Below are 18,265 nucleotides of genomic sequence, written 5' to 3'. Positions count from 1 at the left end.
GGGCGGGGGCGTCCGCTCCGCCGGCACCCGTCGACACCGGACCGATCCTGCCGCCGACCTTCGCGGCTCTGGTCGATCTGCTCGACGATTCGGGCGGGCTGGCGATCGCCGCGCGGCTGCGTCACGGCGCGCGGATCGTCTCCTATGCGCCGCCCGAATTCGCGCTCTCCGGCAGCCGGCCGGTCTCGGCCGACACGCTGGCCGAGCTCGGCACGCTGCTGAAGTCGGTCACGCGGACTGCCTGGAAGGTGTCGATCGTCGACGCGCCGGGCGAACCGACGCTGCGCGAGGCGCAGGACGCCGCCGACGAGGCGGTGAAGCAGGCCATACTCGAATCCCCCATCATGAAGGCCGCGGTGGCAGCGTTTCCCGACGCCAAGCTTGAATCGTGGCCGGGTCAAAGGAGCAACGCATGAAGAATATCGACGAAATCCTTGCCATGGCGCAGAACGTCCAGACCGAACTCGAAAAGGCGCAGGCCAATCTTGACACGATCGAGGTCGAGGGCGCGTCGGGCGGCGGGCTGGTCAAGGTCAAGGCGTCCGCCAAGGGCCGGATCATCGGCATCGCGATCGACGATTCGCTGATGCAGGTCGGCGAGAAGCAGATGCTCGAGGATCTGCTGACCGCCGCGTTCAACGATGCCCGCGCCAAGGCCGATGCGGTGTCGGGCACCGAAATGTCCAAGATGACCAGCGGCCTGCAGCTCCCGCCGGGCTTCAAGCTGCCGTTCTGATCTGCCGGGTGCGGCGGCTGCCGGTCCCTAGCGGAGGCAGCCGTCGAGCCCCTGGGTGCGGACCGTCGAGACGCGGCGCGACAGCGTGTTGCCGTGGCGGCGGACGAAACCGCGCGGCGCGATCGCCGCCCGCTTCTTCGGCAGCGGCAGCACCGCCGCGATCCGTCCCGCCTCGGTCGCCGACAGCCGCGACGCATCATGGTTGAAATACCGGATCGCCCCGGCATTGGCGCCATAGGTGCCGATCCCGGTCTCGGCGATGTTGAGATACACCTCCATGATCCGCCGCTTCGGCCACAGCGTCTCGATCAGGACGGTGAAATACGCCTCGAACGCCTTACGGACATAGCCGCCGCCCTGGAACAGGAACGCGTTTTTCGCGGTCTGCTGGCTGATCGTCGACCCGCCACGGATCCGCCCACCCTGCGCATTGCGCGCCGCCGCCCCGGCAATCGCCTTGAAGTCGAAGCCGCTGTGCGAACAGAACCCCGAATCCTCGCCCGCAATCGCGGCGCGCGCCATGTCGGGATCCATCTCCGACAACGGCATCCAGTCCTTCGTCACCGTATGCCCCGACAGTAGGTCGCCCATCATCGTGAAGGTGAAGGGCGGCGGAACGACCCGGTACAGGCCGACCCAGGCGACCGTCACGACGACGAAGACGAACGCGAATTTGGCGAGGATGCGGATAAGGCCCATCGCCGCTCCTTATGCGATCACCGCGCCCCCGCCAATGATCGCCCGCGCCGCCGCGACGCCGGTTTCATATGCGCCGTGCGCCGTAGAGAAATCCTCACGGTGACAGGCCTCGCCGGCGAAGAAGATCCGGCCGTCGACCGGCGCGGCAAGCACCGCACGCTGGCCAGCGCACCCGATCCGCGCATGGCTGTAGCTACCACCGATCCACGGCTCTCGGCGCCAGCGCGTCGCGGCAAGCGGCGTGAAGCGACGGCGCCAGTCGCTGCCGAGCAGGGCAACGAGTTCGTCGATCGCGAACGCCGCGGCATCGCCATCCTCCAGCATCTCCGCGCAGTCGCCGCCGAAGAAGCTTTCGACGATCGGCCAGCCGAACGGCGACAGGCGGTGGCTGGCGGTGCACGCAGCATAGGGGTTGCCGACGAGATGCGCATTCGCCGGCCATTCCGGTCGATCGACATGCAGGAACACCTTGTCGGCTAAACCGAGCGGGAGGTCGGTGGCGGCGGCATGCTTGTCAGGCAAGGGCGGGTCGAACCTGATCTGTGACTTGGCCAGCACGGTGGTGGGCACGCAGACGATGACATGATCCGCAGCGATCGTCCCGGACGGCGTGTCGAGCCTGATCCGCCGACCGCCATGGTTGATACGGGTGACCGGCGTAGTGAGACGGATCGGCAGACCGACAGCGTGACTGGCGACAAGCGTGCCATAGCCTTGCTTGACGGTCCAATTATCGTCCGAAGCCGCATTTTCATACGCAGCCCAGTCATGGAGCGACACCTGCGACAGGCTGGCGCCATTCGCATAGCCTGAGATCGCGTCGATCCTCGGCCGCCACGGATCGTTCACACCGACAAGCTCGGACAGGGCGCGGTCGGGACCGTCGACTGCCGCCAATGCGCGGGCGTTCCATTCCTGATAGGCGGTAGACGAAGACGCCTGCTCTTCGGGCGAAAAACTGAGGTTACGCCATTGCGTGCGCCAGTTCGCGTCCGACCGGTCGACGCTGAAACCCGAAAGCTCCGCAATCGCGGTCCATGGGTTGCGCTGCGCAGAGTGGAGCCACCCGCAACCGGCATCGACATTAGACCCCGCAGGGACAGGATTCGCGTCTGCCTCACTGCTCTCGCGGCTCAATAACGCGTCTATTGAAAGACTATGCGCCCGACCACCAAGGCGGTCGCTCGCCTCGACCAGCAACACATCATGCGCGGCGTCATGCAGCGTCCGCGCCGCCGCAATACCGGCCGCACCGCCGCCGATGACGACGGTGCGCACGGCGTCAAGCGGCGAGCAGGCGCTTTTCGCCGGCAATGCGCATCATAGCCTTTTGCAGCTTCTCGAACGCGCGAACTTCGATCTGGCGGACTCGCTCGCGCGAGACGCCATAGACCTGAGACAATTCCTCGAGTGTCTTAGGATCGTCCGTCAAGCGGCGTTCGGTCAGGATATGCTGTTCACGATCGTTGAGGTCGTCCATCGCGGAAACCAGCATCGAGTGGCGGACGTCGGCCTCCTGTGCGTCGGCAACGATCTTGTCCTGGAGCGGTGCGTCGTCCTGCAGCCAATCCTGCCACTGACCTTCGCCGTCCTCGCGCATCGGGACGTTGAGCGAGGTGTCACCACCCATCGCCATGCGGCGGTTCATGCTGACGACGTCGGTCTCGGCGACACCGAGATCGGTGGCGATCTTCGTCACGTGCTCAGGGCGCAGATCACCGTCCTCGAATGCATCGAGGCGGCTCTTCATCCGGCGCAGATTGAAGAACAGCTTTTTTTGCGCTGCGGTGGTCCCCATCTTCACGAGCGACCAGCTGCGCAGGATATATTCCTGAATCGACGCGCGGATCCACCACATCGCATAAGTCGCGAGGCGGAAGCCGCGCTCCGGCTCGAATTTCTTCACGCCCTGCATCAGGCCGATATTGCCCTCAGAGATCAACTCGGAGGTGGGCAGGCCGTAGCCACGATAACCCATGGCGATCTTCGCCACGAGACGGAGATGCGACGTCACGAGCTGCGCCGCAGCATCGGTGTCGCCATGCTCCTGGAACCGCTTGGCGAGCATATATTCCTGCTCGGGTTGCAGGATGGGAAATTTCTTGATCTCGGCGAGATAGCGATTGAGACCCGCCTCGCTGCCGAGCGCAGGTATCGTCGCTGGAACGTTGGAGCGGGCTGCCATGGTAGTCTTCCCTTTCTGCGAAACCATACCGCACTGCGGCAGGGTCCGATATCTATACGTGAAGCTCGCTGAACAGTTCCTGCATGTCCGCAGGCATCCTGCTTTCGAACGCCAAAGCGTTACTATTTATAGGATGGATGAACCCGAGATACGCGGCGTGCAAGGCCTGACGGCGGAAACCAAGCGTTTCGAGCAGCGTCTTCTGACCGGGCCGGTTTCTACCGTAGACCGGGTCGCCGAGCAAGGCGTGCCCGATTGAGGCCATGTGGACGCGCACCTGATGCGTGCGACCCGTTTCGAGCCGACACTCGACCAGCGCGGCATCGCGAAGCGGTTGCAGTGTCGTGAAATGCGTGACGGCGCGTTTGCCGCCTTGGACGATCGCGATCTTCTTCCGGTTTTGCGGACTGCGCGCCAGCGGGGCATCGACGGTTCCTGAGGAAGGGCGCGGGATCCCGCCGACGATCGCGCGGTAGCGGCGGTCGATGCTGTGATCGTGGAACTGCTTGGCCAGTCCCTCGTGCGCGCGGTCGCTCTTCGCGGCGATCATCAACCCGGAGGTATCCTTGTCGATCCGGTGGACGATGCCCGGACGCGCGACCCCACCGATCCCCGACAAATTCCCTGCGCAATGGTGAAGCAGCGCGTTGACGAGCGTGCCGTCGAAATTGCCTGCTGCAGGATGCACGACCAGACCCGCCTGTTTGTCGACGACGATCAGATGCTCGTCTTCATAGGCGATGACGAGCGGGATGTCCTGCGCCTCGTTATGCAGCGGCGTCGGTGGCGGCACGGCGATCGCGAAGGTCTGACCGGCGGACGCCTTTTTCGAAGAATCGCGCCAGGCTTGACCCGCCTGCGATACCGCACCGGCGGCGATCAACGTCTTCAACCGTTCGCGTGACATCGTCGGAACGGCATCCGCGAGCGCGCGGTCGAGACGCCATCCATCGGCCGCCGCGGCGATTCTCGCTTCAATCGTGGCAACCCCCCGGTCCATGCGGTAGCGATGTGGCGATGAGCGTTACGATTTCAAGCAGCGTCCTCGATAGGATTATCGCTCTGGCGGCGGCATCGCAGGACGAAGAGATTTGCGGACTGCTGTTCGGCGCGCCGGATGCGATCGCAACGGCAGAGCCTTGCGCGAACGTCGCGGAACATCCCGCCCGCAGCTTCGAAATCGATCCTGCAGCGCTGCTGGCCGCGCATCGTCGCGCGCGCCACGGCGGCCCAGCGGTCATCGGTCATTACCACTCGCATCCCACGGGCAACCCCGTGCCGTCGCCGCGCGACGCCGCGCAGGCGATGGGCGACGGAGCGATCTGGCTGATCATCGGCGGCAGGCAAGCCCGCGCTTGGCGGTCTCACGCCCCCGGTGCATTTGCCGAGGTTGCCATTGTGCTGATTTGATGTGATCCGCCGAGCATAGAGCGCGAAGCGCCAACGATGCGCCTTGCCGCTTGCCAGCCAATCGTGGCGAGGTCAGAACGGCACATGTTTTCGAGAGGATATTCATGACTGTCAGCCCGGTCGATTTTGCCAGCCTGTTGTGTTCGCGTTTGTGTCACGACCTGCTGTCGCCGGTCGGCGCGCTCAACAACGGGCTCGAACTGCTGGCAGACGAAGCCGATCCGGCAATGCGTGCGCGGTGCATGGAGCTGCTGGCGGACAGCGCACGCGCATCGGCGAGCAAGCTGAAATTCTTTCGCTTGGCCTTCGGTGCTGCGGGAGGATTTGGCGAGGAGGTCGCAACCCGCGAGGCCAAGTCCGCGATTGAAGGGCTGATCGCCGAGAACAAGCGGATCGAGCTCGCCTGGCTCGTGGACGAGGAAACGATGCCCAAGGCGGCGATCAAGGTCCTGCTCAATTTGGTGCTGATCGGCAGCGAATCGCTGGTGCGTGGCGGCCGGATGGAGATTGGCGGCGAGGACAATGCCGGCCATCTCGAGGTGGTCGTGAAGGTCGAGGGGCCGCGGCTCGTCCTGGACCCCGAAATTCGTCGGACGCTGGTCGACGGTCCTGGCGATACTGCGGTAACGCCGCGCGCGGCCGCCGCTTATATGGTGCACACGCTCGTCGCCGAGAGCGGGGGCAGCATGCAGATCTTTGAACCGTCCGACGGCGTCATGATCTTCGGTGCGGTGTTCAACGCGCGATAACTTGGCTGGATACGGTGGTGCGGTGGGGGAGGAGCGATCCTAACGCGGCCTTAACCCCTGTTCGTCATGACGGGCCCGACGCACGCGTTCCGGGGCCCGCATGGACGATCTTCTACAGGAATTCATAGCCGAGACGCGCGAGACGCTGGAGGCGCTGTCGGGCGAGATTGTCGCCTGGGAGGCGGCGCCGACGGATCGCGCGCGGCTCGACGCAATCTTCCGCTTCGTTCACACGGTGAAGGGCAGCTGCGGGTTTCTCGACATCCCCCGGCTGGCCCGGCTGAGCCATGCCGCTGAAGACGTGCTTGCGGCGGTTCGGGACAACAAGCGCGTGCCCGACACCGCGCTGGTGAATGCCGTGCTCGCGATCGTCGACCGGATCGGCGAGATCGTCGAGGCGATCGATGCCGGCGCGGCGCTGGATGATGCAAGCGAGGAACTGCTGATCACGGCGCTGGCGGAGGACGCCACGCCGGCGGCCGTGCCCGTGCATGTCGCAACCGTGCGGGCCAGCAGCCGCAGTGTCCGTCTGAACGTCGATCTGCTCGACCGGATGATGAGCGGCATGTCCGACATGGTGCTCGCGCGCAACGAACTGGCGCGGCGATTGCGAGATAACGTCAGCGATCCGCATGTTGATGCTGCGCTCGAACGGCTCTCGCTGACCGTCGCCGACATGCGAGACACGGTGACGCGGACCCGGATGCAGAAGATCGATGCGCTGTTTTCGGCGCTGCCGCGCATGGTCCGCGATACCAGCGCGGAACTGGGCAAGGCGGTCAACCTGGTGATCGAGGGTTCTGACGTCGAGCTCGACCGTGAGCTGATCGAGCTGATTCGCGATCCGCTGGCACATATCATCCGCAACGCCGTCGATCACGGGATCGAGTCGCCGGCCGACCGTCTGGCCGCGGGCAAGCCCGCGACGGGGCGACTTGTCGTGTCCGCACGCCAGTCGGGCAACCAGATCCTCATCGAGATCAGCGACGACGGACGTGGCATCGACGTCGCGCGGATCGTCAGCAAGGCCAAGGACAAGGCCGTGCGTACGGAAGCGCAGATCGGCGCGATGGATGAGGACGCAAAGCTCGATCTCGTATTTGAAGCGGGACTGTCGAGCCGCGACACGGTCACGACAGTCTCGGGACGCGGCGTCGGCATGGATGTCGTGCGCGCCAATATCGAGCATATCGGCGGACGCATCGCACTGTGCAACATGCCCGGCCGGGGTCTGCGGATCGTCATTCACGTGCCGCTGACGCTGTCGATCCTGTCGACGATCATCGTCAGTGTGGGGACGCAGCGTTTCGCGCTGGCGCGGCAGTCGATCGAGGAGATCGTCAGGGTCCGTGGAACGCAGGTGCGGATCGACACGATCGGAGATGCATCGGCCGTCGCGGTCAGGGGACGGCGGATGCCGCTGGTCTCGCTGGCCGCGCTGTTCGGGCTGGGCGACCATGACCCGGGCACGCTCGTGATCGTGTCGACCCGCGAAGGCGACTATGCGCTCGGCGTCGACGATGTGCTCGACGCGGAGGAACTGGTCGTCAAACCCGCCTCGCCGCACGTGATGGCGACCGGCGTCTATGCCGGCCAGACGCTGCCCGACAGCGGCCTGCCGATGCTGCTGCTCGACGGAGCGGGGATCGCGCATGTCGCGGGGCTGCGGTTTTCCGCCCTCGCGGTCGCGCACGACGAGGCGGCGGCGGACAGCGTGGCCGGCGTACAGGCGCTGCTGTTCGACGATCTGGACGGAAAGCGCCGCGTGATCGCGCTGGCGGTGATCGACCGGGTCGAACCGGTGGCGACGTCGGCGATCAGCTTTACGGCGGGCGCGTTGCGTCTCGCGATCGGCGGGGCGATCGTGCCGTTGCATTCGGTCGGCACGATTGGCGACCGCGAAGAAGTCGCGGTACTCCGTCTGACCGATGGCGATAGCGAGATGGCCTATGCGATCGCGGAGGCGATCGAGATCGTCGAATTGCCGCCCGAAATGGCCCCGGCTCATGGCGGCGGGCCGATCGCGGGCGTCGTGATCATCGGCGGTGAGCAGGTCGAGCTGATCGATCCGCACGCGTTGTTCGCGGGCGAGCCGGTCCGGCGCGCCTCGCGCCCGGTCTGCCTGTTGCAGAGCGACAGCAGCGGGTGGATGGAGACGTTCCTCAAACCCGCGCTCGAGGCGTCGGGCTATCGGTGTGTGACACGCCTCGCCGCGGGCGAGACGCCTGCGGTCGCGCTAGCGATGGAGGATGGACCGGTCGAGGCGGTCGCCGCTCCGATCGTCACGCTGCGCCGTAATCGGGAGGGTACAGGTGCGCAGGACCACAGCATCTATCGCTATGATCGTCCGGCGCTGATCGAGGAACTCGCGCGGCGGGTCGCGGCGCAGGCCGGCGCGCTACAAGGGGATTCAGCACCGTATATTCGCGCCGTGACGAGTGGGGGAGCGCGCTGATGGAATTGTTTCTGATCGCGCATATTGCCGGACGCGGCGTCGCGATTCCGGCAGAACAGGTCGGCTCGGTCGTCGATATCGGTGATGTCGTCGCTGTGCCGCAGGCGGAGGCGGCGATCCGTGGGCTGACCGCGCTTCGCAGTCGGGTTGTGACGGTGATTGATACCGGCACTGCACTGGGGCTCGCGCCGACGCCCGAAACCGCCAGGCGGGCAGTCATCACGCAGGTCGACGGGCATGACTATGCGATCCTGGTCGACTCGCTCGAGGATGTCGCGCCGTTCGAGCGGCTGCCGCTGTCGTCGGGGCTGGCGCTCAACCACGGCTGGGCGGCAGCGGCGTCGGGGCTGGTCGATCGCGATGGCGAGCCGATGCTGGTGCTCGACCTGGCCGCGGTGGTGCCGTCGTCCTTGCCCGCGCTCGTCGCCTAAACGGCGGCCTACTCGCGCGCGCTTAACCCGGTGCTTACGCTTTGCCGGCTAAGGCGGGCGCCATGATCACCCCGGAAGGCTTTCCATGAAGACCTGTCTTGTCGTTGATGATTCGAAGGTGATCCGCAAGGTCGCGCGACACATCCTCGAAACGCTTGATTTTACCGTTCGCGAGGCATGTGACGGCCAGGAGGCGCTCCAGTGCTGTCTGGAGTCGGTTCCAGACGTCATCCTGCTCGACTGGAACATGCCCGTCATGAGCGGCATGGATTTCCTGCGAGCGCTGCGCGACAGCGATATCACGCAGCGTCCCAAGGTCGTCTTCTGCACGACCGAGAACGGCATGGCGTATATCCGCGCCGCGATCGAGGCGGGTGCCGACGAATATGTCATGAAGCCGTTCGACCGCGAAACCCTCGCATCGAAGTTGCAAATCGTCGGCATGGCCTGAGCGGGTCTTACGACGCCGTGGCCGCCTCGCTGCCCCTTCCACCGCTGCCGCGGTCGCCTTCGTCCGCCGTCGCGCGTGTCCTGATCGTCGATGATTCGGTGGTCGCCCGCGCGGTGATGGCGCGGCTGATCGACGCGAGCTCGCAGTTCACGGTCGTCGGCGCGGTTGCCAATGCGGGAGCCGCACTCGAGTTCCTGCGCTCCGCCGAGGTCGATTTCATCCTGCTTGATATCGAAATGCCGGGGGTCGATGGGCTGACCGCGCTGCCGGACCTGATTGCCGCGGGGCAGGGTGCCAAGATCCTGATCGTCTCCTCCTCAGCCGATGAGGGCGGTGCGGCCGCGGTCCAGGCGCTCGCGCTCGGGGCGGCGGAAACGTTGGTGAAGCCGGGCGCCAGCGGCATGTCTGGCCGCTTTGCAACCGCACTGGTCGAAAAGCTCGAACGCCTGTGCGAAGCCCCGGCCGCGATCGTGCCTACCCGCGCGTCGGGACTGAGAAGCGCGCGCAACGTCACGGCCGCGGTTGAGCCGCTGTGCGGCCGGGGTGCTGCGGATCAGGGCCGTTCCGTCGCGGCCGGCGACGCCTATGACATCGTCGCGATCGGTGCATCGACCGGCGGGATCCACGCGCTGAGCCAGTTGCTGCGTGAGTTGCCCGCCACGTTCCAGCTGCCGATCCTGATCACGCAACATTTGCCCGCGTCGTTCATGCCGTATTTCGCGGCACAACTCACGGTCCTGTCCGGCCGGCCGTGCGACGTCGCGACCGACCGCCTGCGGATCCGCCCCGGCCGCCTGTTCATCGCCCCCGGCGACGCCCACATGACCTGCGTGCGGCTGAGCGACGGCGGTGCCGCGATCCGCCTCAGGCAGGGCGTCGTCAGCAGCGGTTGCCTGCCCTCGGTCGATCCGATGCTGGGATCGGTCGCCCAAGTCTTTGGCGCGCGCGCGCTGGCTATCATGCTGAGCGGCATGGGCCGCGACGGTGCGGAGGGGGCGCGACAGGTCCATGACGCCGGCGGCAGCGTGGTGGCTCAGGATCAGACGACGTCGGTCGTCTGGGGCATGCCGGGCGCAGTCGTGTCGTCGGGTGTTGCTGCGGCGATACTGCCCCCCGAGGCGATCGGGCGGCTCATCGCGTCGCAGCGTCGTCCATGATGGGCGCGTCAGCGTTGCGCGGGCGGAGCATGCCGACCACGGCCCCGTCATCCTCACCGGCCCCGGCGGCCTCCCAGGCGACGATCGACGTGCTGACCGCGCTGCTGGAAGCGCGGACGGGGCAGCAGATCGCGGCCTATCGCTCCTGGCGCCTCGATACAGCGCTCAAGCCGCTGTTGCGTGAACGCCAGCTCGGCAGCCTTGACGAGCTGGTTGCGCAGTTGCTGGCCGGAAAGGATCGGGAGATCGGCGAGCATATCGTCGATGCGCTACTAAACCAGGAAACGTCCTTCTACCGCGACGCGCAGGTCTTCGAGCACCTCGTTGCGGCGATCGCGGATGCCGAGGCAGCCGGTCATCGTATCCGGATCTGGTGCGCGGGATGTTCGACCGGGCAGGAGCCGCTGTCACTGGCGATGTTGTTCGCCGAGCGGCACGAGACGACCGGTGCGCCGGTTCCGGACATCATCGCGACCGACGTGTCGGGCGCCGCAATCGCCCGCGCACGGTCGGGGCGTTTCACGCAGTTCGAAATTCAGCGTGGGTTGCCGATCCGTCGGATGATGCGGTGGTTCGACGGTGTCGGCGCGGACTGGGTCGCCAAGCCAGAGCTGGTAAAGCTTGTCACGTTCCGGCGCGTGAATCTCGTGTCCGATGCGGCGCCCGCAGGACGTTTCGACCTGGTCCTGTGCCGCAATGTCCTGTTGTACCTGACGGCGGAGACGAAATTGCGGGTGTTCTCGACGATCGCACGGGCGTTGCGGCCCGGCGGCCTGTTCGTCATGGGCGCGGGGGAGACGGTGAGCGGGCAGACCCCGTTGTTCGAACCCAGCCAGCGCTATCGCGGCTTCTACGAAACGCCGTCGTCAACCACTGGCGATCTGCGGCTTCGCTCGTCCGCGCCGTGATCCCGAGATAGAGTGCCGCTGCGGTTTACATCGCGGCCCGATCCCGGCAAGCGTTGGGGGATGACGATCCAGGCCGCACCTCCAGCGACGCATCGGTTCGGCCTGCGCGACTTTGCGATCGTCGTCGTGATGAACGTGCTGTGGGGGCTCAACATCATCGCCGTGAAGATGGCGGTGACGGAGATCGCGCCGATGACGGCCGGGTTCCTGCGTCAGGTCATCGTGTTCGCAGTCTGCGCGAGCTGGTTCCGGCTGGTGCCGGGACGGACCGCGACGCTGGCACTGCTCGGACTGTTGTCGGGCGGCATCTTCTATCTGGTGATCAATCTGTCGCTGTCGGTCGCGACGAATATCGGCGCCTTGGCGATCGCCGGCCAGCTTGGCGTCCCGTTCGCGCTGCTGCTCGCGATCGTCGTTTTTCGCGAACGGATCCACTGGCCCCGGATGCTGGGGATAGGCCTGTCGATCCTGGGAGTGGTGCTGCTGGTCTTCGATCCGTCGGCAGCGCGCGAGGGCGCCGGTCTTGCGCTGACCGCGCTGGCAAGCCTGATCTGGGCGATCACCTCGCTGATCCAGCGGCGGCTCGTCGGCGTGCCGGTCCTGACGATCTATGCCTGGGTCGGGCTGATGGGGAGCCTGGTAATGGCGGTCGTGGCGATGATCACCGAGCCCGTAGCGATGCGCGCGATCCCTGACCTGCCGCTCCGCACGGTCGGCTGGGTGGCGTTTTCCGCGATCGGATCGACGGTGATCGGCCAGGGCTCGATGTCGTGGCTGTTGCAGCGTCATTCGGTTAGCGTTGTCACGCCGATGACGCTCGCCGCACCAATTATCTCTGTGTTCGCCGCGGCCTATTACTTCGGCAACCCGTTGACGCTATTGATGCTTGCAGGCGGAGGCGTTGCGATGCTCGGCGTCGCGATCGTCACGATCCGGACCGCACGCGCGGACCGGCTGGAGGGGAAGCTGGCTTGACGATCATCGAGACGCCGTCACCGAATTTCGACGACCGAACGCTGCCTGTCAGCATGATCGTATTGCACTATACCGGCATGCAGGACGGCCCGTCCGCGATTGCCCGCCTGCGCGATCCGGACGCGAAGGTGTCGGCGCATTATTTGATCGAGGAGGACGGTACCGTCCTGCGGATGGTCGCCGAGGACAAGCGCGCCTGGCACGCGGGACGATCGCACTGGCGCGGGATCGAGGACGTCAATTCGGCGAGCATCGGCATCGAGATCGTCAATCCTGGGCATGAGTTCGGCTATCGCCCGTTCCCGCCGGAACAGATCGCCGCGCTGCTGCCGTTGGTGGCGCAGATCAAGGACCGCCACGAGATCACGCGGGGTAACATCGTCGGTCATTCCGACATCGCGCCGACGCGCAAGCGCGATCCCGGCGAGTTGTTCCCGTGGCACGAACTGGCGCGACGCCGGCTTGCGCTGCCGCGGCCGACCAAGAATCTGATGGATCCCGGCTGGACGGAGGGCGGCTTCTGCCTCGCGCTCGAACGGTTCGGCTATGACGTGGAGAACCGGATGGCGGCGATCATGGCGTTCCAGCGCCGGTTTCGCCCCGAGCTTGTAGACGGCGAGATCGATGCGGAATGCCGGTGCATCCTGCTCGCTTTGCTGCTTCCCAAACCGATGGGCGACGACTAGGGATCGGCGCGCCAGAGGGTCGGGCGACCGCGGGGATGTTGTAATGGCATCCGCGAGGAAAGTCCGGGCTCCGCGGAACGACGGTGCCGGGTAACGCCCGGCGGGGGTGACCCCAGGGACAGTGCCACAGAGAGCAGACGGCCAACCCTCGGCGCAAGTCGGGGCGGTCAGAGTGAAAGGGTGCGGTAAGAGCGCACCGCGCGCCTGGTAACAGGGGCGGCACGGCAAACCCCACCGGGAGCAAGATCGAATAGGGGTGGCACATGGGCTTCGTTCCGGCTCGTCACCCGGGTTGATTGCTTGAGGCGGCGGGCAACCGTCGTCCTAGAGGAATGGTCGCCCAACTTTCGACCGAAGGGTCGGAAATGGACAGAACCCGGCTTACAGACCCTCTGGCATCCTCGCCCGATCGCATGCAGACTGCCCGAAAGACGTGGGGGATGTGATGCGTATCGACCGGGCAGGACTGATGGGTGCAGGCATCGTGATGGCGGCGATCGCTGCGCAGGTCGCGGCACAGGGGCCCGCAACCACGGTGCAGCAGGATTTCGAAGCGGCCGCGGCGCTGGATGCGAAGGGCGACAGTACCGCTGCGCTTGCGGCCTGGACGACGCTTGAAGCACGAACCAAGCCGGGATCGCGGAGCCGGGGCATTGCGCTGACCCGCAAGAGTGCGGCACTGTTCAAGCTCGATCGCTCAGACGATGCGGTGACCGCGGCACGCGACGGCCTCGCGCTGTTGCCTGCGAAGGACCCGACGCTCGCCGAGGATCGGTGGCGGGCCTATTTTGATCTGGGCCTCATTGCGCAGAATGCGCTCGATTATGCGGGGGCGAGCGTTTCGTTTGCGAGCGCCGCCGCTGCGGCGGACGGAGCGTCGCTGAAGGTCGCGGCGCTGTTGTCCCTAGCTGACACGACGACGTTCACCGATCCCGCCGCCGCGGATGCAGCCCTTGCGAAGGTCGATGCGCTCGTCCGGACGGCGCCTGCCGATGCGGATGTAAAGGCTCTGATCGCGCGGCGGCGCGCGATCCTGGCGCTGAACCGGGGGCAGTATGAACAGGCGCGGACGCAAGCGGTTGAGGCGGTCAAATTTTATGGCGGGATGACGTCGCAGACAGATTCGCGCGACGTTTCCGCGCGGTCAGATGCGGCGATCGCGTCACTGTTGGCGGGTAAGAGCGAAGAGGCCCGCCGGTACATGGCGATGACCGGCGCGGGCCGGTTGAGCAAGGGGGAGTTTGATCCGGCGGTACAGATGGAGGTACCCGCCTGCGGTGGCGAGGCCGATCTGAGGCCTGCGGACATGGCGGTCGTCGAATTCACGATCGACAATGACGGCGTGGTACGCGGCGTCTCGCCCATCTATGCCGCAGGCGGTGGCGCGGTGGCGCTCGAATTTGCGCGTGCCGTCCGCGACTGGTCATGGACGCCCGAGCAGACCAAGTCCTTTCCCGCGTTCTTCCGCTATAATATCCGCGTCGAGATGCGCTGCTCGACCGCGTTCGAGCGGCCGTCGATCACCAAGTTTCTCGACGCGGACATGGCGGCCTGGCTCGAGTCCAAGGGGTTTTCGATACCGGTACGCGAACGTGGCGCGGATGCCGCCGCCATCGTCGGGCAACGTGCCGCACTCGCGGCGGCGGAGGGCAAGTCGGGGCCGACATCGCTCGCCACGCTGCCACCCTTGTACCAGCTCGTCGGCAATGCGGTCGTGGGTCGTGAGGAGGCGCATGAGCTGGCGCAGCGGGCGTTCGCTATTGCTCAGGCAAACGGCGCCCCGCCGATCGCGCTGCTCCCGCTCGACATCCGTGTGCGTGAGACCGAAAGTGCCGATAGCTGGAAGCAGGGTGCCTATGCCCGCGCTATCACGCCGCTGCTGTCGAAGCCCGGTTATGCGCAGGATCCGCAAGCGCGATCGGCGCTGCAACTGCTCATAGCGGACTCGACCAGAAGCCGAAGCCGGCGTGTGGCGCCGTTACAGGCGGTCGCGGACGACAAGGGTTTGGCAGCGAACGACCCGATGCGTGTCGGTGCGCTGATCCGGCTGGCGTCGCTACAGCAGCAGGCGGGGGATCCGGTGGCGGCACGTGCCACGTTCGACCGGTCGGGGCTGGCGGCCAGCCAGTGCGCGATCCTCGATGCCCCGCCCCGATTCCTTTCGGCCGGCGGCACGTTCCCGGATGAGGCCCGCATCTGGGGATTTGAAGGCTGGACCCGGACACAGTTCGATGTGGGGCCGGACGGCAAGGTGCTGAACGAGCGCGCCGTGCTCAGCTATCCGCCGTTCGTTTTCACCAAGGCCGGCACACAGACCGTCGCGGGCGCCCGATATACGAAGACGTTTCGCCCCGATGGCGGTGTCGGCTGCGGCGGGCTTTCCCAGAATGTCCGGTTCAAGATGCCGGGATGATTCTGCCCTCCCCGTAGGGGGAGGGACTGACGTCACACCAGCACCTTCTCCGGCCGGCCGATCTCGTCGAGAACCGTATCGGCGGCGATCTCCATCAGCGGTTTGATGTGGCCGTCGCGCATGTCGTACACCCAGCCGTGGAGCGCCAGTTCTTGGCCCTTGGCGAATGCATCCTGCACCGTCTTGGTACGCGCGAGGCGAACGAGCTGGTCGCGGACGTTGACCTCGACGAACCGGTTGACCTTCGCTTCCTGGGTCGGCTGCGCATCGATCTCGTCGCGGTGATCGCGCAGTACTTCGCGCGCTGTGTCGAGCCACTCGTCCACGGGGCCGTCCAGCCCACCTTGCAGCGTACCCATGATGCCGCCGCAACCGTGATGGCCGCATACGATGACATGCTTCACCTTCAGCACGTCGACCGCATATTGCAGCACCGACATGAGGTTCAGGTCGTGATCGTTGACGAGGTTGGCGATGTTGCGGTGGATGAACATCCCGCCCGGCTGAGTCATCGTCATCTGTTCGGGACTGACGCGACTGTCCGAGCAGCCGATCCACAAGAATTCCGGCTTCTGGCCGACCGTCTGGCGGCTGAAGAAGTCGGGATTCTCGTCGGTATGCTCTGCGACCCAGGCCTTGTTGGCGAGCAGCAGCTGTTTGTAGCGTCTCATGTGTACAGAACCTCGCTCGATGGCGCGTTGATCAACGCAGCACGCTTGCCGGCGATATCGCCGCGCAGGCTGACGGTGATACCGCGATATTCCGCGCCTTTGATGAATGCGTTGATGATGTCGATATTGTCGAGGTCGACATAGCTGGTCGACGACAGATCGATCAGCACCTGGGTATTGTCAGGCACGCGGTTCAGCGACTTCTGCAATTCATATTTGTGGATGAAATACAGGTTGCGGCGGGCACGGACGAGGCAGTCGTCGCCATCGCAGGCAAAGGTGATCGCGGTACGGAAGTTGCGTGCAATGACGAACACGAAGCCGACTACGATGCCAATCACGATGCCCTCGAGCAAATCGGTGAACAGGATCGCGCCGACCGTGACGACGAAGGGGATGAACTGCGTCCAGCCCTGCTTGTAGCGTTCCAGAAACAGCTTCGGCTTGGTCAGCTTGTAACCGGTCGCGATCAGCACCGCGGCAAGCGCGGAGAGCGGGATCAGGTTCAGCAGCGACGGGATCAGTGCAACGCTGATCAGCAGCCAGAAGCCGTGGAGCATGGTCGAAAGCTTGCTCTCCGCCTTGGCGTCGACATTGGCCGACGATCGGACGATCACCGACGTGACGGGAAGCCCGCCGATCATTCCCGACAGGATGTTACCCCCGCCCTGCGCGAGCAACTCCCAGTTCTTGTCGGTGGAGCGACGGCGCGGATCGATCTCGTCGACCGCTTTCACGCTGAGCAGCGACTCCAAGCTCGCGACGATTGCGAGCGTGACCGCAGTTGTCCAGACGATGCCCATGCTGATGCCGGAAAAGTCCGGGAGCGTGAACAGCGTGGGAAATTCGGAAAGCTTCTGCGTGACGGGTACCTGGACGAGATGTGTCGCCTGGAGCTGCCAATCAGGCTTCACAGCGCCGAGCAACGCATTGCCGAGTACGCCGATCAGGACGACGACGAGCGGGCCGGGGACGAACCGGAGCGGGCCATTTTTTGGTTTCGCGCCGTCCCACCAGAACAGGAATGCCAGGCTGATCCCGGCAATCAGGATTGCACCGGGGGTCACGCTCGCGCTCAGGCTTTCGATGATTCGCGAGAAGGTGTTGACGCCGTTGGCGGTGGAGAATTCGAAGATCCCCTCGGCCTCGCGGTCGAAGCCGACGGCGTGCGGAATTTGCTTGAGGATAAGAATCAGGCCGATCGCGGCCAGCATCCCGGTGATCACCGAGGAGGGCACGAATTCGCTGAGGATACCCGCGCGCGTCAGCGAAAACCCGATCTGAAGCACGCCCGCCAGCACGACGGCCATCAGGAACATCTGGTAGCTTGGCATGCTTTCGATCGCCGCAAGGACGATTACCGTCAGGCCCGCAGCCGGTCCGCTGACCGACAGCGGCGATTTCGAGAATAGCCCAACAGCGATGCCGCCGACGATTCCGGCGATGACGCCTGCGAACAGTGGCGCACCTGACGCTAGCGCAACGCCCAGACACAGGGGCAGGGCAACAAGGGCGACCACGATCGACGCGGGAAGATCGGCCCGCCACGTGCTTAGCTTCGGAATGAGAGTTTGCACCAAGGCTCCTGTCGCCGCGACGTCGGCCGGGATGCGCCCGGAGCAGACGCTTTACCCTATGCCAGATGACAATTTATTCATGTTCATTAGGCGATGAACGCCTCCTGACTCAAGGCGCAATGTCGGTCCCGGCCGCAGGTACGGCCGCGTGGCTTGATCGTTTGGCGGTGCGGTACGCGGTTGCGTTGTCGGTGGGGACGCCTATCTCGAACGGCTATGGCGCGAAGCACGACACGTACACCCGATTGGGGATTTCCGCGGTGGCGCGGCTATGGCTCGAGCAGCGAGGCGGTGACGGTTCGATTGTGCGACCGGCACGGCTGCAACGAACCCGGCAATTGCCCGGCGCCGAAATCGCCCAACAGCCCGGACCGCTGGTATTTCTGCATGACGCATGCGGGCGAGTATAATCGCGGCTGGAATTATTTCGAAGGTCTGAGCGCTGAGGAAGCCGCCGAGCGCGAGGCGGCGGAAACGCGCACCGCGGATGGCTATGCGGATCCTAAGCATTATGCCTGGGCGGGATCGGGCGACGGCAGTCGGTCGCGCGACGAGATGCGTGCGCTTGAAGTGCTGCAGCTCGAACCCGATGCGACGTTCGAGGATGTCCGTGCCGCGTGGCGGCGAATGGCCAAGGCCAATCACCCCGATGTGCGTCCGGGCGACAAGGATGCAGCAACACGGTTCCAGGGTGTCCAGGCCGCTTACGAGGTCTTGCGCGCCGCAGAGGATGCACGGACGTGGAAGCCGGCGTGATCCGCG

18 protein-coding genes, 1 other RNA gene and 1 pseudogene are annotated in these 18,265 nt (G+C 65.4%); 14 read left to right on the top strand and 6 right to left on the bottom strand.

Annotated features, from left to right (window positions below; genetic code table 11):
* Positions 1–416 (top strand): annotated as a pseudogene (locus sphsw_RS05260) (DNA polymerase III subunit gamma/tau); the annotation flags it as partial.
* Entirely contained in the window at positions 413–736 is a 324-nt protein-coding gene (locus sphsw_RS05255; protein WP_031395321.1) for a YbaB/EbfC family nucleoid-associated protein, read from the top strand. The pseudogene sphsw_RS05260 and the gene sphsw_RS05255, both read left to right, overlap by 4 nt.
* 27 nt (positions 737–763) lie before the next feature.
* Here the strand turns inward: sphsw_RS05255 and mtgA are convergent, their stop codons facing one another.
* The 4 genes from mtgA to sphsw_RS05235 are packed head-to-tail and all read right to left on the bottom strand — an operon-like array spanning position 764 to position 4,620.
* Positions 764–1,435, bottom strand: a complete 672-nt coding sequence (gene mtgA, locus sphsw_RS05250; RefSeq protein WP_031439681.1) for a monofunctional biosynthetic peptidoglycan transglycosylase — start codon at positions 1,433–1,435, stop codon at positions 764–766.
* A 9-nt stretch (positions 1,436–1,444) separates the two neighbouring features.
* Entirely contained in the window at positions 1,445–2,713 is a 1,269-nt protein-coding gene (locus sphsw_RS05245) for a flavin monoamine oxidase family protein (protein ID WP_031439680.1), read from the bottom strand.
* A 4-nt stretch (positions 2,714–2,717) separates the two neighbouring features.
* Positions 2,718–3,620: an RNA polymerase sigma factor RpoH gene (gene rpoH / locus sphsw_RS05240; protein ID WP_031396358.1), complete on the bottom strand. Its 903-nt coding sequence runs from the start codon at positions 3,618–3,620 to the stop codon at positions 2,718–2,720.
* A gap of 52 nt (positions 3,621–3,672) precedes the next feature.
* Positions 3,673–4,620 (bottom strand): RluA family pseudouridine synthase, encoded by a 948-nt coding sequence (locus sphsw_RS05235; protein ID WP_031439679.1) that lies wholly within the window; start codon positions 4,618–4,620, stop codon positions 3,673–3,675.
* Between the two features lie 17 nt (positions 4,621–4,637).
* Between sphsw_RS05235 and sphsw_RS05230 the strand changes: the two genes are divergently transcribed.
* The 11 genes from sphsw_RS05230 to sphsw_RS05185 all read left to right on the top strand — a co-directional run bounded on the left by sphsw_RS05230 (position 4,638) and on the right by sphsw_RS05185 (position 15,255).
* Positions 4,638–5,030 (top strand): Mov34/MPN/PAD-1 family protein, encoded by a 393-nt coding sequence (locus tag sphsw_RS05230; protein ID WP_031439678.1) that lies wholly within the window; start codon positions 4,638–4,640, stop codon positions 5,028–5,030.
* 104 nt (positions 5,031–5,134) lie between these two features.
* Complete coding sequence (locus tag sphsw_RS05225) at positions 5,135–5,779, top strand: histidine phosphotransferase family protein (RefSeq protein WP_031396355.1); 645 nt, start codon at positions 5,135–5,137, stop codon at positions 5,777–5,779.
* A 100-nt stretch (positions 5,780–5,879) separates the two neighbouring features.
* Positions 5,880–8,234, top strand: coding sequence for a chemotaxis protein CheA (locus tag sphsw_RS05220; protein WP_081874148.1), 2,355 nt, complete (start codon positions 5,880–5,882; stop codon positions 8,232–8,234).
* Positions 8,234–8,665: a chemotaxis protein CheW gene (locus sphsw_RS05215; RefSeq protein WP_031396353.1), complete on the top strand. Its 432-nt coding sequence runs from the start codon at positions 8,234–8,236 to the stop codon at positions 8,663–8,665. The genes sphsw_RS05220 and sphsw_RS05215 overlap by 1 nt, the downstream gene beginning before the upstream one ends.
* Before the next feature lie 85 nt (positions 8,666–8,750).
* Complete coding sequence (locus tag sphsw_RS05210; protein WP_031396352.1) at positions 8,751–9,116, top strand: response regulator; 366 nt, start codon at positions 8,751–8,753, stop codon at positions 9,114–9,116.
* A 17-nt stretch (positions 9,117–9,133) separates the two neighbouring features.
* Entirely contained in the window at positions 9,134–10,273 is a 1,140-nt protein-coding gene (gene cheB / locus sphsw_RS05205) for a chemotaxis-specific protein-glutamate methyltransferase CheB (RefSeq protein ID WP_081874147.1), read from the top strand.
* Positions 10,274–10,302: 29 nt separating this feature from the next.
* Positions 10,303–11,181 carry a CheR family methyltransferase gene (locus tag sphsw_RS05200; RefSeq protein WP_235188288.1) on the top strand — a complete coding sequence of 293 codons (879 nt, stop codon included), beginning with the start codon at positions 10,303–10,305 and terminating at the stop codon, positions 11,179–11,181.
* A 60-nt stretch (positions 11,182–11,241) separates the two neighbouring features.
* A complete protein-coding gene (locus sphsw_RS05195) occupies positions 11,242–12,156 on the top strand; it encodes a DMT family transporter (RefSeq protein WP_031439674.1) in 915 nt (304 codons plus the stop codon).
* A gap of 53 nt (positions 12,157–12,209) precedes the next feature.
* Positions 12,210–12,842 (top strand): N-acetylmuramoyl-L-alanine amidase, encoded by a 633-nt coding sequence (locus sphsw_RS05190; RefSeq protein ID WP_081874152.1) that lies wholly within the window; start codon positions 12,210–12,212, stop codon positions 12,840–12,842.
* Between the two features lie 11 nt (positions 12,843–12,853).
* An RNA gene (rnpB, locus tag sphsw_RS18275) (RNase P RNA component class A) lies at positions 12,854–13,242 on the top strand.
* A gap of 45 nt (positions 13,243–13,287) precedes the next feature.
* Positions 13,288–15,255, top strand: a complete 1,968-nt coding sequence (locus tag sphsw_RS05185) for a hypothetical protein (RefSeq protein ID WP_031439673.1) — start codon at positions 13,288–13,290, stop codon at positions 15,253–15,255.
* Positions 15,256–15,287: 32 nt separating this feature from the next.
* Here the strand turns inward: sphsw_RS05185 and sphsw_RS05180 are convergent, their stop codons facing one another.
* Positions 15,288–15,926 (bottom strand): carbonic anhydrase, encoded by a 639-nt coding sequence (locus sphsw_RS05180; RefSeq protein ID WP_031439672.1) that lies wholly within the window; start codon positions 15,924–15,926, stop codon positions 15,288–15,290.
* Positions 15,923–17,503: a SulP family inorganic anion transporter gene (locus sphsw_RS05175; protein WP_081874151.1), complete on the bottom strand. Its 1,581-nt coding sequence runs from the start codon at positions 17,501–17,503 to the stop codon at positions 15,923–15,925. The genes sphsw_RS05180 and sphsw_RS05175 overlap by 4 nt, the downstream gene beginning before the upstream one ends.
* A gap of 216 nt (positions 17,504–17,719) precedes the next feature.
* On the opposite strand from sphsw_RS05175, the gene sphsw_RS05170 reads away from it, so the two are divergent.
* Positions 17,720–18,259 (top strand): J domain-containing protein, encoded by a 540-nt coding sequence (locus sphsw_RS05170; RefSeq protein WP_031439670.1) that lies wholly within the window; start codon positions 17,720–17,722, stop codon positions 18,257–18,259.
* Positions 18,260–18,265: the final 6 nt, after the last annotated feature.

It is taken from the genome of Sphingomonas sp. FUKUSWIS1 (assembly GCF_000733135.1).
Classification (GTDB): domain Bacteria; phylum Pseudomonadota; class Alphaproteobacteria; order Sphingomonadales; family Sphingomonadaceae; genus Sphingomonas; species Sphingomonas aerolata.
This window is presented reverse-complemented; position numbering and strand designations above follow the sequence as displayed.

Bases quoted from the DNA above. Each gene is read 5' to 3' on its own strand.
- sphsw_RS05255 (WP_031395321.1), top strand. From the start codon at position 413: ATGAAGAATATCGACGAAATCCTTGCCATGGCGCAGAACGTCCAGACC.
- mtgA (WP_031439681.1), bottom strand. From the start codon at position 1,435: ATGGGCCTTATCCGCATCCTCGCCAAATTCGCGTTCGTCTTCGTCGTC.
- rpoH (WP_031396358.1), bottom strand. From the start codon at position 3,620: ATGGCAGCCCGCTCCAACGTTCCAGCGACGATACCTGCGCTCGGCAGC.
- sphsw_RS05235 (WP_031439679.1), bottom strand. From the start codon at position 4,620: ATGGACCGGGGGGTTGCCACGATTGAAGCGAGAATCGCCGCGGCGGCC.
- sphsw_RS05230 (WP_031439678.1), top strand. From the start codon at position 4,638: ATGAGCGTTACGATTTCAAGCAGCGTCCTCGATAGGATTATCGCTCTG.
- sphsw_RS05225 (WP_031396355.1), top strand. From the start codon at position 5,135: ATGACTGTCAGCCCGGTCGATTTTGCCAGCCTGTTGTGTTCGCGTTTG.
- sphsw_RS05220 (WP_081874148.1), top strand. From the start codon at position 5,880: ATGGACGATCTTCTACAGGAATTCATAGCCGAGACGCGCGAGACGCTG.
- sphsw_RS05215 (WP_031396353.1), top strand. From the start codon at position 8,234: ATGGAATTGTTTCTGATCGCGCATATTGCCGGACGCGGCGTCGCGATT.
- sphsw_RS05210 (WP_031396352.1), top strand. From the start codon at position 8,751: ATGAAGACCTGTCTTGTCGTTGATGATTCGAAGGTGATCCGCAAGGTC.
- sphsw_RS05200 (WP_235188288.1), top strand. From the start codon at position 10,303: ATGCCGACCACGGCCCCGTCATCCTCACCGGCCCCGGCGGCCTCCCAG.
- sphsw_RS05195 (WP_031439674.1), top strand. From the start codon at position 11,242: ATGACGATCCAGGCCGCACCTCCAGCGACGCATCGGTTCGGCCTGCGC.
- sphsw_RS05190 (WP_081874152.1), top strand. From the start codon at position 12,210: ATGATCGTATTGCACTATACCGGCATGCAGGACGGCCCGTCCGCGATT.
- sphsw_RS05185 (WP_031439673.1), top strand. From the start codon at position 13,288: ATGCGTATCGACCGGGCAGGACTGATGGGTGCAGGCATCGTGATGGCG.
- sphsw_RS05180 (WP_031439672.1), bottom strand. From the start codon at position 15,926: ATGAGACGCTACAAACAGCTGCTGCTCGCCAACAAGGCCTGGGTCGCA.
- sphsw_RS05170 (WP_031439670.1), top strand. From the start codon at position 17,720: ATGGCGCGAAGCACGACACGTACACCCGATTGGGGATTTCCGCGGTGG.